At 49.9% G+C, this 17146-nt stretch carries 9 protein-coding genes; all 9 read left to right on the top strand.

From position 1 onward, the window contains the following. Window positions 1-239 precede the first annotated feature (239 nt). The 9 genes from QUW60_RS12170 to brxL are packed head-to-tail and all read left to right on the top strand — an operon-like array spanning window position 240 to window position 17144. Window positions 240-443, top strand: a complete 204-nt coding sequence (locus tag QUW60_RS12170) for a helix-turn-helix transcriptional regulator (RefSeq protein WP_022384501.1) — start codon at window positions 240-242, stop codon at window positions 441-443. A gap of 5 nt (window positions 444-448) precedes the next feature. Beyond that, window positions 449-1081 carry a BrxA family protein gene (locus tag QUW60_RS12165; protein ID WP_125105366.1) on the top strand — a complete coding sequence of 211 codons (633 nt, stop codon included), beginning with the start codon at window positions 449-451 and terminating at the stop codon, window positions 1079-1081. Further along, window positions 1078-1686: a DUF1788 domain-containing protein gene (locus QUW60_RS12160; RefSeq protein WP_022384499.1), complete on the top strand. Its 609-nt coding sequence runs from the start codon at window positions 1078-1080 to the stop codon at window positions 1684-1686. Before QUW60_RS12165 ends, QUW60_RS12160 begins: the two co-directional genes overlap by 4 nt. 10 nt (window positions 1687-1696) lie before the next feature. Next, window positions 1697-5350, top strand: coding sequence for a BREX system P-loop protein BrxC (gene brxC / locus QUW60_RS12155; protein ID WP_289560806.1), 3654 nt, complete (start codon window positions 1697-1699; stop codon window positions 5348-5350). A gap of 2 nt (window positions 5351-5352) precedes the next feature. Further along, the gene (gene pglX, locus QUW60_RS12150; protein ID WP_289560804.1) at window positions 5353-8928 is read left to right on the top strand and encodes a BREX-1 system adenine-specific DNA-methyltransferase PglX; all 3576 of its coding nucleotides are present in this window, start codon (window positions 5353-5355) and stop codon (window positions 8926-8928) included. 11 nt (window positions 8929-8939) lie between these two features. After that, the gene (locus QUW60_RS12145; RefSeq protein ID WP_289560802.1) at window positions 8940-10889 is read left to right on the top strand and encodes an SIR2 family NAD-dependent protein deacylase; all 1950 of its coding nucleotides are present in this window, start codon (window positions 8940-8942) and stop codon (window positions 10887-10889) included. A 2-nt stretch (window positions 10890-10891) separates the two neighbouring features. Continuing rightward, window positions 10892-12493: an RNA/DNA-binding domain-containing protein gene (locus tag QUW60_RS12140; RefSeq protein ID WP_289560800.1), complete on the top strand. Its 1602-nt coding sequence runs from the start codon at window positions 10892-10894 to the stop codon at window positions 12491-12493. Continuing rightward, window positions 12490-15054, top strand: a complete 2565-nt coding sequence (pglZ, locus tag QUW60_RS12135; RefSeq protein WP_289560798.1) for a BREX-1 system phosphatase PglZ type A — start codon at window positions 12490-12492, stop codon at window positions 15052-15054. Before QUW60_RS12140 ends, pglZ begins: the two co-directional genes overlap by 4 nt. Further along, on the top strand, window positions 15051-17144 hold the full coding sequence (gene brxL, locus QUW60_RS12130; RefSeq protein ID WP_353479598.1) for a BREX system Lon protease-like protein BrxL: 2094 nt from the start codon (window positions 15051-15053) through the stop codon (window positions 17142-17144). Before pglZ ends, brxL begins: the two co-directional genes overlap by 4 nt. The last annotated feature ends 2 nt before the right edge of the window (window positions 17145-17146 follow it).

Genomic DNA, 17146 nt, shown 5'->3' with positions numbered 1-17146 from the left:
GTTCGCCCAGCACGAACATACTCTAACCTGTGCAAGTCCGTAACACGCCCGATAGCGGGAAGTGTATAGCCTAAGGCAAGGGTGTCCACCGTGAGTTGGAATCTGAAGGAAGCCGGCGGCAAACATCTGGCCTGACGTACAGAAACTTGATATAAGGCTAATGGGCATGGATGAGATTACATTTTTCTGTTTATCACTTTTTATTCGTACTTTTGTAGCCATATACATACTGATGCAATATGGAAAATAAAGACTTAAATCGGTTGAAGGTGGTGCTTGCCGAAAAAAAACGTACCAATAAATGGCTGGCAGAGCAGTTAGGCAAAGACCCGGCAACCATTTCAAAGTGGTGTACCAACAGTGCACAACCCAACTTGGAAACCCTCATCGAGATTGCCAAATGCCTCGGTGTGACAGTAAATGATTTAATACGCCAGGAATGATTTGTATGCAAAAGAACAATAGTCCATATACTTCCCTGACGGGATGCACGTTTCTCTATTATGAGTTCAAACGCATCCTTCCCGTCTTGATGAGTGCGGATGCTGAAAGTCTGTTGAAGGAAGAGGTTGAAAACAACCAGATCCTTCAAGTCAATTCCCGTACCTCGCGCCAGCGTTTTGCTGTGGAGTTCAAGCGGCGTTATGCAGCCGTACCGGCACAATTCTGGAGAGAATGGCAGCATTGGAGCGAAGCAGGGCAAAGGGCTGGCCTGTTTTATGCCATCCTGAAAGCCTATAAGCTCGTATTTGACTTTCATGTCAATGTGGCCATGAAGAAGTGGAACTCCATTGACCATAAGCTCACGGCTGACGACATACAGATGGAGTTCAACGAAATCTCCGCGCACGATGCTTTTGTGGACGGCTGGTCAGCTGCCACGAAAAAGAAATGTGCCAGCTGCTATCTGACCATCCTGCGGCAGACCGGACTGCTGCAGGAGAAAACGGACGAGCTGACTCCGGTCAGGCCCTGTCCGGAAGAATCGGCTTATTACATCCATACGGGCGAGGAATGGTTTCTGGAAGCCTGTTTCCTTTATCCGTATGAGATTAACGAAATCAAATCCCATTTGCCATGAAGAGAATGACCGTAGACGAGTTGTATGAGTATCTTTGTTCGCCGCTGTTCCTCGATGAGAAAAGCGGCAACATCTTCTACAACTATTACATATACCAGTATCCTGCCAGCCAGGAATACGAGATGCGCCGGCAGATACAGGAGTTCAAGCAGAAGCTGGAGCGTCCCACCAACTTTGTCAACGCCCTGGTGTTGGATTTGTTCCGTGTGTTCTGCGAGTATCTCCAGAATGAGAAGTTCGGCGACACGTCGTTGCTGGAAGACACGTTCGAGGGCGACAGGCTCCATCCCGATATGGTGACCACGGAACTGACTTCGGAGGCGAACTCCGACAACTTCATCCGCTTTGTGCGCGATAAGATTGAAGCCCACATGGCTCTGAACGACGGCTACAACAAGCCTTACGTGTTCATCCACGGCATCGGCAAGATGTTCCCTTACCTGCGTACCAACGTGTTTCTCACCCGGTACGAGAAATACAATGATACCTCGCGGTATAAGATTATCCTCTTCTATCCGGGACATCAGGAGGGAAATTCCTTCAGTCTGTTCGACATACTGGAGGATTCCCATACCTACCGTGCCATCTTATTAGTCAACAAATAACGCTTCCGATATGAAATTCAAAGAACTATATTCAAAAGGTCTCGACCGCAAAGTGAATCCGGCTGTGTCGGCATCCGACCTCAGTGAAGATACCGTGATGACTGAAATCGTGGAATACGTGTTCACCGAAGAAATCGTCATCAACCTCTATGACATTCTGGTCAATATCCGCCAGAACCAAGGCAGCCACGTAGGCATTTGGATTAACGGCTATTTCGGTACGGGTAAGTCCCACTTCCTGAAATATGTCAGCTACTGCCTCAATGCCCATTACAGCGAAATGGCTTTCATGCGTCTGGAAGAAGCCATCGAGGAAATCATGCGCAATTCCAATGGCATGACCAAGCTCGACGACCACGGCGTTTCCCTTTCTGAAATCCAGGCGTTGAAGAAATGGTATTCCACGCAGGCCGATGTGCAGATGGTGATGTTCAACATCGGCGACGTACACGATGCCAACGCCAACCAGGCCCAGGCATTCACCACTATCTTCTGGAACCAGTTCAACGCGCAGCGTGGCTACAATTCGTTCAACCTCGCTTTGGCGCAGTATCTGGAAAAGGCGTTGGACGATGACGGCAAGTTCGGCGAGTTCAAGGATTATCTGAAATCCAAAGGTTATGATTGGGAACGTAACATCTCACGTTTTGCCGCCGGGCGGTTAGACCTGGCCTTGCAGATGGCCAAGGAGGTAGACCCCACGCTGGCTACAGATGTTATTCGTACCAAAATTCTAAACAACGACATCAACGTATCTGTGGAATCGTTTGCGGCGGAGATGAAGGAATATATTGACGCCAAGCACAACCGCAACTTCCGCTTGCTCTTCTTTGTCGATGAGGTGAGCCAGTTCATTGGCGAGCACCGCGACCTCCTGCTACAACTCCAATCGCTGGTCAAGCGGTTGGAAGAAGTCTGCGAGTCGCGGGTATGGATAGCCTGCACCGCCCAACAGACACTGGAAGAGGTGGTGAGCCACGTGGGCGGCAGCACCACCAACCCGGAGGATGAGGTCGGAAAGATTCTCGGACGTTTCGAGGTACGCGCTTCCCTGCAAGGCACTTCGCCGGAATATATCACGCAGAAGCGTATCCTCGACAAGAAAGGCGAAGCGGAAGTGATGCTGGCCGACATGTATGCGAAGGACAAGGCCAAGCTCGACGCGCAGTTTGTCCTGCCCAGCACCTACAAGACCTATCGCGACAAGGACAACTTCGTGGCCTATTATCCGTTCGTACCCTATCAGTTCCAGCTCATCAAGAAGGTGCTCGACTCCTTCGAGACCATGAACTATGTGGACAAGCAGGTGAAGGGCAACGAGCGTTCGCTCATCAACATCACCTATTCCATCGCCCGTGAGACGCAGGACATGGAGGTGGGTGAGTTCATCCCGTTTGACAAGTTCTTTGGCGCGATGGTGCAAGGCTCCATGCAGCACCTGGGACAGCGGGCTTTCGAGAACGCGCGTCAGGCGCTTGATGTCATTGAGGACGAGAAGAAACAGACGTTCTACCGCCGCGTGGTCTACATCCTCTTCATGATCTGCAACCTGAAGGAGGAAGACAAGCAGCAGTTCTCCGCCACCATCGACAATGTGGTCACCCTGCTCATGTCGAAAGTGGATGCCAGCAAGGCGGCCATCAAGCAGGAAGTGTCTGCCGTCCTGGCCTATCTCATCGACAAGGCCGTCATCCGGAAGGTGAAGACCGACGCGGGCAGCGAAATCTATGAGTTCTTCACCGAGGAAGAGTCGAAGGTGGCCCAGATTATCAAGAACCAGCAGGTGGACAGCAACACCTACAGCGACGAGCTGCGCAACATCTTCTTCGCCCATTTCGGCAATCCGTCCAACAAGGAGCAGTTCGCCACCCGTTCCTTCACGGTGGGCATCAGCATCGACGGACGGAATTATCTCAGCAACAACGCGGACATCCAAGTGGACTTCGTGACGACGGCCAGCACAGACAACCCCGACCAGTATGCCTTCAGCCTGAACAACAGTCCGCAAGGCACCCATCTGGTGTTCTTCCTTTACCCGTTGTTCAAGGAGAACCAGGAACTCCGCGCCAACTTCCTTTACTATTGCCGGGTGCAGCGGTTCGCCCAGGAGCCTGCCATCAGCGAGGAACGCCAGCGCACTAAGGAAATCTTCAAGCAACGTGCCAAGGAACTTTACGAAAAGGAAATCAAGCCCCAGTTCCAGCAGATGCTCGACACCTGTCCCGTCATCTCCTGCGCCAATGCCCTCTCACCTTCCGAGACGGGAACGGCACGGAAGGCTGAGCGTTACAAAACCCTCCTGGCTCGACACATGGAGACGCTTTATCCATTCGCCAAGCTCGCAGACAATCGGGAAGTGCCACGCACCAACCCCGAACTGTCAGCCAAGATACTCCGCCCGATAGATCCAAGTCTGATTGTGACACCCATTGCGGCAGAGGAGAAGGTGAAGAACTGGCTCGACCGTCAGCCACACGATGTTACTGTGGCCGATGCCTTGCGACAGTTTGCCCGTGTTCCTTACGGTTGGAGCGATTTCGCCACCATTTATTTCCTGAACGAGCTGGTGCGCCGCCATCTCTATGCCTATAATTACATGGGCAACCCCAACGTGAGCCGTGAGGACACAGCGCGGAACATTGTTCGTGATGCCGCGAAGTTCACCGTCGAACGGGCCAAGGCTATCTCGCAGGAATTGCTCAACGGGTTCATCGAGGCGTGGAAGCACATCTTCAACGTGGTCTCCGTGAAGGGCAGCAACGATAGCACGGAGCTGTTCCGGGCCTGCAAGGAGACTGAGGACAGTGCGCTCAACCAGCTCTTGCGGAATTACCGCGACCTTTCACGTAAAATCAACGGATGCCCCTTCGCGCATACCATCGACGAGGCCATTATGCTGATGGAGCAATGGCTCACGGTGCGCGACCCTCAGAAGTTCTTCGAGACCATCATTGCCTCCCGTGACGAGGCCGCCCGTCTGTTCGACCGCTGCAAGAGCATCAATATGTTCTACGGCGAACAGTTCGACCGCTACAACGGGGTGTGCAAATTCATTGATGACAACCGCGACAACTTCGACTTCCTTCCGGCGGAGGGCCAGGAAACTGTCGCCGCCCTGCGTGCCATCCACACTGATGAAGAGCCTTGGACGAAGATGCCTGCCTACATCAAGATGAGGAAGGCCATAGAAGCACAGCTGCAGCAGAAACGCAAGGAATTGGTGGAAACCGTCACCGCCCGCTACAACGCCGTGTTCGATGAACTGGAGAAGTATGCCGGAGAAATGCACGTGAGCCGCGACAAATTTGCCCGTCGCGACACCACCATTTCCCTGAATACGGGCACTAACAACTTTTATGCCCTGCAGGCCAATGCCGATACGTCGTCTTTCTACGAGGAACAGATGCACCGCATCAATGCCGCCATTCCTTCGAAGCCCTATACGCCTCCGACACCGCCTGCCAATGGAGGCGGCTCGGTACACGATGACGGCGGACAGCCAGTACCTCCACAGCCCAGGCCGCGTGTGCGGAAGATTGTCCGCTTGAACACGCACGCCACCGAGCCGATGCATACCGAGGCCGATGTAGACCGCTACTTGCAGTCGCTCAAGGTGCAACTGATGCGGTATATCAATGAAGACAACGACATTATAGTAAGCTAAGCATGGAAACGAACAAACTGAAACGCTTCGCAACCGAAGCACGCAATATATTGATGCAGGGTGTGGCACATCGCTTCACCGCCCTCGGCTTCCAACCGGACGGTACGCCCGTGGAAGAGCCGCAACTGCTGGGCGGCGGCGCCACCTTTATGGGCGACACCGTGACGGAAGATTTCTACCACAAGTGGCAGTCACTGGCCGCTGCCATCCATCGGCACGGACTGAAGGACGTGGCGGAGGAAGCCGCCTACACGTGGTTCAACCGCCTGATGGCCATCCGCATCATGACCAAGAACGGACTGATACCGCCTGTACTCCAATACGAAAGTCCCGGTGTCTACGTGCCGCTCATCGTGAGCGAGGCACGGCAGGGACGCTTGCCGCAGATGAACGAGGAGGAGCGGAGCCGCCTGATGCCGCTGCTCGACGATGACAGTCGGACGACGGAACAGTTCAGCCTGCTCATCGTGGCCTTCTGCCATGCCACGCCCATCCTCCACCGCTGCTTCGGCCATATCGCCGACTACACCGAGCTGCTGTTGCCGGCCAATATTCTGGCCGAGGGCGGTTTTGTAGACCTCATCAACCACACGGATTTTATCGCCGAGGAGGATTACCGCTCCAGCGAACTTATCGGCTGGCTCTACCAGTTCTACATCGCCGAGAAGAAGGACGAGGTGTTTGCCGCGAAGGGGAAATTCACCGCCAGCGAGATTCCTGCCGCCACGCAGATATTCACGCCGAATTGGATTGTGAAGTATATGGTGCAGAACACCGTGGGACGCATCTATTTGGACAACAATCCCTACGAGACGGAAGCAGCGCAGGACTGGAAATATCTGGTGAAACCCTCCGAGCCTACCCCGGACGACCGCATCCTCCGTTACGGCGACCTGACCGACCTGCGCCTGGCCGACCTGGCCTGTGGTTCCGGCCACATCCTGGGAGAGATGTTCGACATGCTTTATACCTTATATATCAATGATGGCTACAGCCGCCGCGAGGCTATCGAAAATATCTTCCGCCGCAACCTGACGGGCGTCGACATCGACACCCGCGCCAAGCAGTTAGCACAGTTCGCCCTGCTGTTGAAGGCTTGCCAGCGCGATGCCTCCTTTGCCGACTGCCATTGCATGCCGCGTGTGCTGGACATGCCGCAGCCTTATCCCGATAAGGAGCATCTGACCCGTGCGTTGGCCGACTATATAATGACAGACAACGGCGAGGCCATTGCGGAACTGGCCGATGCTGTATGCTTGATGGACGAGGCGGACAACTTGGGCAGCATCATGAAGTTCGGCCTCTCGGAGCGCACACGCAACATCCTTGCTGTCCGCACGGAGGAGTACGAACAGCAAACGATGCCCGGTGAGAGTGTAAGTGGCTTGCTGCCCTACATGCGCATCATCCTGGCATTGACGGAACGGTATCACGCTTTGGTGATGAATCCTCCCTACATGGGTGGTGGCAATATGAATGTCGTGTTGTCTAACTATGTGAAGAAAAACTATCCTGAAGGTAAAGCCGATTTAGCAACCGTCTTTGTGGAAAGGATGCCGCAACTCTTGCAGAAGAACGGACGGTATAGCTTTATCATACCGCCGTCATGGATGTTCCTAAGCACATTTGAGGGTTTGAGAAAGCAGATTATAGAACATCAAACGATTGACTCGCTCCTGCATCTCAGTCGGGGTGTATTTGGAGCTGACTTTGGCGCATCATCGGCTGTGATAGTCAATGTAGAGAGCAAGGATACATACGGTATGTATTTCCGATTGATTGAACGTACGTTCCAAGAGTTCGACCAACAACACCTTCGTATGCTCTTTGAACAAACATTGGCAAATCATGACTTTAAGTATAACTTTAAGAAATATACAAAGGATGTTATTTCTCTGCCTTATTCTGAGGAAGGAAATCGCATCTACTATCCCCACGTCTCCCAACAGAACTTCGAGAAGATTCCGGGATGCCCGATTGGGTATTGGGTTTCTGAAAAAATTTTCGCCCGCTTCGCGGGAAATCTCGCGTTGTCTGCTGTTGCTAAGCCCTGTGTTGGCTTGCAAACAGCAGACAACGCGAGATTTCTCAGATATTGGCATGAAGTCAATCTTGAAAAGATTGGCTTTGGATGTAGTTCTGCTGAAGAAGCTTTGGAAGCGAGAAAGAAATGGTTCCCTTATAATAAAGGAGGAGGATTTAGAAGATGGTATGGTTTAAATGAATATGTTATAAACTGGCATAATGATGGAGAAGAAATTAAGAATTTTACTCCGGCTGTAATAAGAAATCCATCATATTACTTCAAAGAGGGTATTACATTTCCACGTATAGGCTCTAATCTTTTTTATGCTAGATATACTACAAGTGGTTTCGTTTTTGATTGTAACGGGCCTTCATGTTTTCCACAAAAGAATCGTGATTTTATTTTGGGATTTTTCAATAGTTCTGTTATGATGGAACTTTTATCAATATTATGTCCGACACTATCATTTCAAATTGGGGATTCGTTTAAAGTTCCATTGATTATTAATGATAATGAATTTATTGATTCTCTCGTTTCCCAAAACATCTCCATCAGTAAATCCGACTGGGACGCCCACGAAACCTCCTGGGATTTCCAAGAGAACGAACTCGTCCGCCTCAGCAAGGAAGCCGGAGAAGGTTCGCACCGCCTGTCCGACCTGATGGATGCCTACCGGGAGCATTGGACAGAGCAATTCCTCCAGCTTCATGCCAACGAGGAGGAACTGAACCGCCAGTTTATCGAGATATATGGCCTGGAGGACGAACTGACGCCCGACGTGCCGCCGGAGGAAATCACTATCCTGCAACAAGGAGAGATATACATTGAGAACGGGCAAATTGTATGGCAAAATGATGTTATCGTGAAACAGCTTATCAGCTATGCCGTAGGCTGTATGCTGGGCCGCTATCGTCTTGACAAGCCCGGTTTGCACATAGCCCATCCTGAACCTACAGCTGAAGAAATAGCTGCTTATACCTTCAACGGGAAGCAATGGAGCATTGACGAGGACGGCATTTTGCCGTTGATGCCCAGCGATACAGACTTTGCAGATAATGCCACGGTGATGTTCAAGCGTTGGCTCGTGGTGGCCTTCGGCGAAGATACCTTGGTGGACAATCTTAACTGTGTGGAAGCCGCTTTGGGCAAGAGCCTTGACGACTATTTCGTGAAAGACTTCTGGAAAGACCACAAAAAGATGTACCAAAACCGCCCCATCTACTGGCTGTTCTCGTCAAAGAAAGGTGCTTTCCAATGCCTTGCCTACATGCACCGCATGAACGCCTACACGGCGGAGCGCATCCGCACAAAGTACCTGTTGCCCCACATTGAATGGTTGGTGCAGCAGCAAACCGAGATGGAAACCAACGCCGCCAACCTCAATGCCCGTGAGCGCAAGCAGTTAGACAGTATCACACGGCAGCTTGCAGAGTGTCGCGAGTATCACGACCGCCTGCACACCGTGGCCGACGAGCAGATAGCTTTCGACCTGGATGATGGCGTGGTGGTGAACTATGCCAAGTTCGGAGATGTGTTGGCGAAACTGAAATAAATAGGAAAAGTATGTTTGAAGAGCTTATCTCATTAGTTAGACGCGAACAAGTATCGCTATTTATAGGCGCTGGTTTCTCTAAGGAAGCCGGTGCCCCATCTGTTGGGGACCTCCAAAAGGCTATATTAGGAGAAATTCATGATACAGAAAAAAGAAAATCCCATGAAAATGATAGCCTTGCGGATTTGTCAAACTTCTTTGTTAATGAAGTCCATTTAGGCAGTAGAAATCCGCTGATGAGGATATTGAGAGAGGCATTTGATTTTGTTCCTACATGTATGGATGACCACAATTTGTTGGCAAAGATTCCACACTTTAGAAGAATCTTTACTACAAATTATGACACCCTATTAGAAGATTCTTATGCAAAGAATGAAGTATGCGTAATCAGAAATGATGCTGATTGTGCTTATATGAATAAGCCTTTTACCGTTGTAAAAGTCCATGGGGATTTTACAGATTTTGGATCGGTAGTCATTACTTCCGATGATTACAAACAGTTTTTTACCGCCAATAAAAATCCGATAATGTGGGATTTGGTAAAGACTGAGTTTGCAACAAAGAATATTCTATTTATTGGATATAGCCTTGAAGACAATAACATACTTGACATAATCCAAAAGGTTTCAGATGCACAAGGTAGCAATCAAAATGAAATGTTTTTAATTGCTCCTGGTATTTCACCAGAGAAGCAGGCAAAACTGAAAGAATTAAAGGTGCATTATTTTGATGCCGTAGCAAATGTTTTTTTGACGCAACTTATAGAGGAGTTGAAAGAGCATATTACTGAGGATTTCAAAAATAAATATATTTCCGGAGAGACTTGTACACGATTCTTAAAATCCTATCAGATTCTTCCCACAGTTCAAACTCCTGTTCAAGGAAATAATGCTATAAAAAATGTTGAATCGACAACCGAAAAACCGTTGCAACATCAAATACAGATGTCTGTTAAGGCTGAAATTGGTGAAAAACTGAAAAATCTCGATTTTGAGAAGGATGGAGAGTTTGTATCGAATCAATTCTTTCCACAAAGACCTTGTTTTAGAATTGCGGGAGAAAATCTACTGAAATGTCAACACCTTGTTAATGGCGTAGTCCTCACAAGTGATATTAAAGAAATTCTTGTTTCTCCTGTTGAAAAAAAATTTGATTTAACTTTCCAAATTCCATCGAGAGACTTTCTTGAAACAGTTACGGCAAAGGTTTATCTTTTGAACGATAAAGCGATAAGATTCTATGTTGATTGCGACGTTTATTTTATGAGAATAGAACTTCATGTTTTTCAAGAAGGTTCTCCTGCAACAGTTACATTTAATTTTGACTTCAAGAAACAATATAAGAATAACGATAATGCTATAAAGTGGATAGAGGTGCCATGTGCTTTATTTGCAAATGAAGCTTTTATTATTCAAGAGCTTTCAAAATTTCCATTAAATTTAACAAGTCCACTACAAAGTCTTGAGGATAATAATTATGAATGTTTTAAACGGTATTACAAAGATATAAAACGAATAGAACTGGCTATCGGAAAAAAATTCAAAGTCTATAATGAATGTACCGAACAAAGTTGGCGGATTGCAGCATACATATGTTCATATCTGTACCGAGAACCCATAAATGTTCGTTGTGATGATAAAGATGGACTCAATTTTTCTACGAAAACAGAAAAAGGAGGAGAACTTATTGAATCATTCAAAGTAAATGACCATATTTCTATTGTAACAACAGACGAAAGGGTATTTAAGTATGAATTGAATAATCGAACCTTTAATATTCCATTTGGATATAGAATACTTAATTCTTGCCAAATTACAAATATTCAAAAAGAAGAGAATGGTCTAATTTTTATAGAGTTTCACTACGATAGACCAACATTTTTGTTACTACTTTCAGGAAAATCTATGTCTGAAGAGTTCCCAGACATGAAACCATTGGATGCAATAATTAAAATGAATTGATTATGACAACAGAAGATATACTACGGCTCAGAGACCTCGGTGAAATAAGCAAGGTGCAGTTCAAGGAACGCATCTTGGACAAATATGACATAGGCTGCGAACTAGTTGCTATGAGTAATTATCGCGGAGGTCAGCTTGTAATTGGCATCAATGACAAGACAGGGGAATTTAACCCCTTGTCGTATGCTGAGGTGCAAGAAACGACCAACATGCTCGGCAATATCGCTTCGGAAAATGTCGTTCCAAGCATCTTGCTCGATATTGACACGGCTCAAGTGGAAGGCGGCAGCGTGGTGGTGGCTACCATCAAAGAGGGAAACAACAAGCCTTACCACGACAATAAAGGCATAGTCTGGATAAAGAACGGTGCAGACAAGCGCAAGGTGTTTGATAATGCTGAACTGGCGGAGATGATGTCCGAATGCGGCAGTTTCGCCCCGGACGAAGCGGTGGTGAAAGATGCTACGCTGGATGACCTGGATGAAGACACCCTCAAGGTTTTCCTGCAAAACCGCTTCTCCATCGTATTGGAGAAGAAAGGTCTGGTCGGCGACGCTCTCCGTGAAGCTTCTCTTGACGATATCGCCAATGCCATTGCCAAGGGACATGACTTGAACAAGCTGATGCGCAATCTGCGCTTTATCCGACCGGACGGAGGTCTGACCGTAGCCGCCATGCTGCTGTTCGGCAAATACACCCAGCGTTGGCTGCCGGTCATGACGGCTAAGTGCATCAGTTTTGTCGGGAACCATATAGGCGGCAAGCAATTCCGAGACAAAGTGAACGATGCGGATATGGAAGGAAACCTGCTGCATCAGTTTGAAACCATCATGGCTTTCTTTACCCGGAATCTTAAAAACGTACAGGTGGAGAAAGAATTTAATTCGTTGGGCAGGCTCGAAATTCCTTATAGCAGCCTGGTTGAGTTTGTGGTCAATGCCCTTGTTCACCGCTCTCTGAACTGGAATGCACCTATCCGTATATTCATTTTTGACAACCGGGTGGAGATACACAGTCCCGGCATCCTGCCCAACGGCTTGCAAGTGGAAGACATTACCAACGGCACCTCCATGCCCCGTAACAATTTCCTTTTCAACAATGCCATCTATCTCCTGCCTTATACGGGAGCTGGTACGGGTATCCAGCGTGCCTTGGAAGATGGGCTGCAAGTAGAGTTCAAGAATGACGAAAGGATACATGAGTTTTTGATTACGATAAAAAGGAATCCTAATTTAGAGGCGGACTCTGACACTATCCTTAGCAGAAACGAGGCTACCCCTGACACTATTCCCGGCAAAAACGAGACTACCCCTGACACTTTTGATGTGACCCCTGACACTCGCCCTGGCAAAAATGAGGCTACCCCTGACACTTTTGGTGTGACCCCTGACACTCGCCGGATGAAACTCACTCCCAAGCAAAAGGATGTGGTCAATTATTGCAACGTACCTCGTAGTAGTCGTGAAATACTTGAAAGAGCCGGGGTAAGTTATCATAGCAAGAATATCCAAACTTATATTACGGACTTGGTTGAAGCAGGGTATTTGGAAAGAACAATACCAGAAAGACCTTCCGACATGAACCAAAAATACCGGAAGAAATGAGCGCGATAGACAAAATATACAATTACTTTGATAGAGAGCCTGACTTGAAAGTCCTCTTTATCTTTAATGACGAGTTCCTGGCCGACGAGCTTCGCGAGGTGCAGTGGAAGGAAGGCTACCGCTTTGTGGACTTCCAGGGGGATTGGTTCACTGTGAAGTACAATCTGGACAACGCCTGGGCCGATGACCGGGTGGTGTTATACTTCCATCAGGAGTCCCCTTTGCAAAAGAAATCGTTGAGGGAGAATTTCCCGCTGCTCGACGTGCTGACGGCCAACATGGAATACAAAAGCCAAGATTATACCGCCTTTATGCAACAGTACGGATTACCCGACACGGACAGGCCGATGATGCGCTTTGTGGAAAGGAACATCATGGCGTTGCAGTCGGAAAGGATGCTGCGCCTGTTCGCCCCCTATTACCAGGACCGGAGCATCACGACCGACAAGCTGGTCCGAGGATTCATCAGCAGCTACATGGGCGTGCAGCGCATCCTGGAATGGGATGCTATCCTTTTGCGCGTCATCTTGTTGGGACGGGACGCGGAGCAACAGAAGCGGACGGACTTCTTCGTGAAGCTGCGCAAATGCAAGGATGCGGCCGAAGCCTTGGGGCGGAAGCTGACAGACATTTTCGGCACAACCATCGATGACAATACGGAAGAAAAAGTGGCTGATGTGGTGAAGGTGTTGAAATACAACGCTATCGTGCAGAATCTTGCCCCCGTGGCAGCGGATAACTATAAGCAATGGCGCATAGACAACACCCTTGCCCTGCAACAGATGAACCGCCTCTTGGAACTGGCACTCAGTCAGGAAAAGACGGCGGACGCGCTGTTGGAGGTGATGGACGAACTGGGCGATGCCGTCCGCGATGATGAACTGATACGCTGGTACGGAACGGACGCCAACTACTATTTCGTGCCGCCACGCCTCTGCCAGCCCATCGTGGCCGGACTGCTCAAGGATAAGATGGAAACCGAGCCGGAGGCGGTCATCAGACGGATAGAAGACCTGATGCTGAAGCTGAACGGACGCGGCATGACGGCAGCGGCCATGGACTATTGCCTGACCGTGGCGCAATACTACCAGAAAGCATTGGCACTCGGCTCGCTCACGCTCAACACGCCCAACGAATACGTGATGCGCTATCAGGAGGATTATTACGTGTTGGACCAGCTTTACCGGCAGGCCACCGAACAGTATTTCAAGGTGGACCCTTCGTGCGGATTGTTCCCCGACATCCAGCAGGCCAAGCACAGTCTTGACCTGCATTACAGCAAGCTCAACAACCGCATGAATCAGGAATGGACTCGCTGCATTCAGGAAACCGGAGGCATGGGCGGAGTACACCTGTCCCGTCAGCAAGATTTCTATGAGAAGCGCATCCGGCCCATGCAGAAGAAAGTGGCCGTCATCGTGAGCGACGCCCTGCGCTACGAGGTGGCGCAAGAACTGATAGGCGAACTGGCCCGGTCCAAGCATGTCGCCACGCTGAAAGCCATGCTGGCCATGCTGCCCACGGAGACCAAATACGGCAAACCGACGCTTTTACCCCACTGGGAGCTGAAACTCTATGGACAAGAGGACAGTCAGAATATGTCAGTAGACGACCATATACTGAGCACCACCGAAAAACGCTCGGAACACTTGCAAAGATACAAGGACGGAGCCATCTGTGTTCCGTTTGAAACCGTAGCGGAATACAACCAACAGAAGAACCGCGAGATATTCAAACATCCGTTGGTGTATATCTTCCACGACACGATAGACAAGGCCGGACACGACGGTACGGCCAAGCAAGTGACGCAGGCATGCCGGGAAGCCATCAACGAACTGGCCACGATGATTCCCAAAATCCTCGCAAGCTACAACGTTACGGAAGTGTATGTCACCAGCGACCACGGTTTCCTGTTCAATGACATCGACTTTGCGGAAAAAGACAAGCACAAGATAGAAGAGGAAACCATTGAGCGCAGCACCCGTTACTATCTGACCCGCTCGGATGCCGAAGCCACGGGGATGGTGAAGTTTCCGCTCAGTGAAGTGTCGGGTATCTTGAACGGAAGCGATGTGTATGTGGCCGTGCCGCAGGGAACGAATCGCTTGGCGGCACCTTCCGGGGGATATATGTTCACGCATGGCGGAGCTTCCATGCAGGAACTAATCATACCTATTATAATATGTCATCAGGAGCGCGATGACAACAAACAGCCTGTGGGGGTGATGGTGCTCGACCGCAAACTGTCTATCCAGGCATCCCGGCTGCGCTTCAAGCTGTTGCAGACGGAGGCTGTTTCCATGGACATGAAGGAAAGATACATCCGCGTGGCCTTGTATCACAACGACGAGCCGGTCACACCTGTCAAGGATATCCTGCTGGACAAGACCGACCCGTCGCTGGACAACCGGAAGATTCAGGTGGACCTGACCTTGAACCGGAACGTGGACGCCAAGGTGCTCCAACTGAAAGTGTTTGACGCAGCGGACGACCTGAATCCGCTCATCAAAGAGAATGTGACGAACAATACCTTAATTGAAAACGATTTTGACTTTGAATGATGGAACTGCAGCAAAAGATATTGGATGCCTTCATCGGCAAGGTGGTGCGGAAGGATCTGGCTTTCCTCGTGAAAGGCGGACTGCCGGTACCCACCTACGTGTTGGAGTATCTGCTGGGACAGTATTGCGCCAGTGATGACGAGGAAATCATCAACGACGGACTGGAGAAAGTCAAGCAGGTGATCCGGAACAATTACGTGTATCGTGCGGAGGCGGAAAGCATCAAAGGCGTCATCCGCGAGCATGGCAAGCACAGGGTAATAGACAAGGTGACCGTCACTCTCAACGAGCGGAGCGATGAGTACAACGCCACCTTTGCCAATCTCGGTCTGTCGGGAGTGCCCATCGGGACAGAGTATGTCCGCAAGAATCCCAAACTGCTGTCGGGCAACGGCGTATGGTGCATTGTCACCATCGGGTATGTGTCGGGCGAAGAGGTCAAGGTGCGTTGGGAGATACAGAACCTGAAACCCATACAGATTTCCCACATCGACCTGGAAGAATACATCGAGCAACGCCGGAACTTCACCACGGAGGAATGGCTGGACTTCCTGATGCACACGGTCGGCCTGAACCCGGAGGTGATGAACCGACGCGAGAAATTCATCACGTTGGCACGGCTGTTGCCTCATGTGGAAAACAATTACAATTTTGTGGAGCTGGGGCCTAAAGGCACGGGCAAGAGCCACGTGTTCCAGGAACTGTCGCCCTACGGCGTGCTGGTCAGCGGAGGCGACGTGACCTCGGCGCGGCTGTTTGTCAAGATGCAGGGCAACAAGGAAATATTGGGACTAGTGGGCTACTGGGACGTGGTGGCATGGGACGAATTCGAGCAGCAGAAAGGCCGCAACGTGGATGCCGTGTTGATAGACACCATGCAGAATTACCTGGCCAACAAGTCGTTTAACCGAGGCAAGGGGACGCATGAAGCCAGCGCGTCGATGGTATTTGTGGGAAACACCAAGCACACCGTGCCCTATATGTTGAAAAACTCGCATCTGTTTGAGTCCATTCCCACTTCCTTCATCAAAGGGGCTTTCCTCGACCGCATCCACTTGTATAATCCCGGATGGGAAGTCAGGATTCTGAAGAAGAACAGCTTTTCGACCGGATACGGACTGATTACAGACTATATAGCCGCCGTGCTGCACGAGTTGCGGAATGACGACCGCACATCGGCACTGAAGGAGTACGCCCGATTTGACGGCTCGCTGTCCGAACGCGACCATCTGGCCATCCGCAAGACCTTTTCCGGATTCAGCAAGTTGCTCTATCCAGACGGTCGGATGACCGATGAGGAAGCACGGGAAATCATAGACTTTGCCACCGAAGGGCGCAAGCGTGTGAAGGATCAGCTGTATGCCATTGACGAGACTTTCAATGCAGAGCCTGCAAAGTTTGTCTACACCTGGTTGCCCACGGGAGAAAGCGTGAAAGTGGAAACGCTGGAAGGCTTGGAGTTTGATTCTCAAAATGCCACGAGCCAAAATCAAGACAATGCCCATCCGTCTTCGGAGCAAGAGCAAAAGGCAGGCATGGAGGGAACCACATCCGAAACATCATCCTCTACCACCAAGGGAAAACGTCCCCGTATTCCTGCTTTGACTTCCAAGGTCATCACCATCCGCGAAAACCAGGGCGGCATCACCTATAAGGGACTCTTTGGCGACTATCTGCGCACGGCCAAGGAAATCAGGCTGACCGACCCGTTTATCCGTCAACCCTACCAGATAGACAACTTGGTAGACTTTATCCAGATGGTGCGTGACGTGACATCCGTGCAGGACACCATCAAGATTCACCTAAGTACACAGAACGAGGACGATGAGAAGGTGGCGGAAGTAATAGACAGCTTCAACGACCTGGCCGATGAACTGCTGCCCCTGGGCATTGAGTTCACCTACGACTTCAAGGCCGACCACGACCGCATGATACAGACCGACACGGGATGGACCATCACTTTGGGGCGCGGACTGGACATCTATGAAAAGTTCGGCCGTTTCTCCCTAAGTCGGGCCAACCAGCAGAACCGCCGTTGCAAGGCATTCAATGTGTCCATCAACCATACCCAAAACGAAACCAATAATTGAAC

Origin of the sequence: Bacteroides gallinaceum (assembly GCF_030373775.1) — a bacterium.
Taxonomy (GTDB): Bacteria; Bacteroidota; Bacteroidia; order Bacteroidales; family Bacteroidaceae; genus Phocaeicola; species Phocaeicola excrementipullorum.
The sequence above is the reverse complement of the archived record's forward strand: the minus strand, read 5'-3'. Positions and strand labels throughout refer to the sequence as shown.

Coding starts and splice junctions, on each gene's coding strand:
- brxC (WP_289560806.1), top strand. CDS start 1,697: ATGAAATTCAAAGAACTATATTCAAAAGGTCTCGACCGCAAAGTGAAT.
- QUW60_RS12170 (WP_022384501.1), top strand. CDS start 240: ATGGAAAATAAAGACTTAAATCGGTTGAAGGTGGTGCTTGCCGAAAAA.
- brxL (WP_353479598.1), top strand. CDS start 15,051: ATGATGGAACTGCAGCAAAAGATATTGGATGCCTTCATCGGCAAGGTG.
- QUW60_RS12145 (WP_289560802.1), top strand. CDS start 8,940: ATGTTTGAAGAGCTTATCTCATTAGTTAGACGCGAACAAGTATCGCTA.
- pglZ (WP_289560798.1), top strand. CDS start 12,490: ATGAGCGCGATAGACAAAATATACAATTACTTTGATAGAGAGCCTGAC.
- QUW60_RS12160 (WP_022384499.1), top strand. CDS start 1,078: ATGAAGAGAATGACCGTAGACGAGTTGTATGAGTATCTTTGTTCGCCG.
- pglX (WP_289560804.1), top strand. CDS start 5,353: ATGGAAACGAACAAACTGAAACGCTTCGCAACCGAAGCACGCAATATA.
- QUW60_RS12165 (WP_125105366.1), top strand. CDS start 449: ATGCAAAAGAACAATAGTCCATATACTTCCCTGACGGGATGCACGTTT.
- QUW60_RS12140 (WP_289560800.1), top strand. CDS start 10,892: ATGACAACAGAAGATATACTACGGCTCAGAGACCTCGGTGAAATAAGC.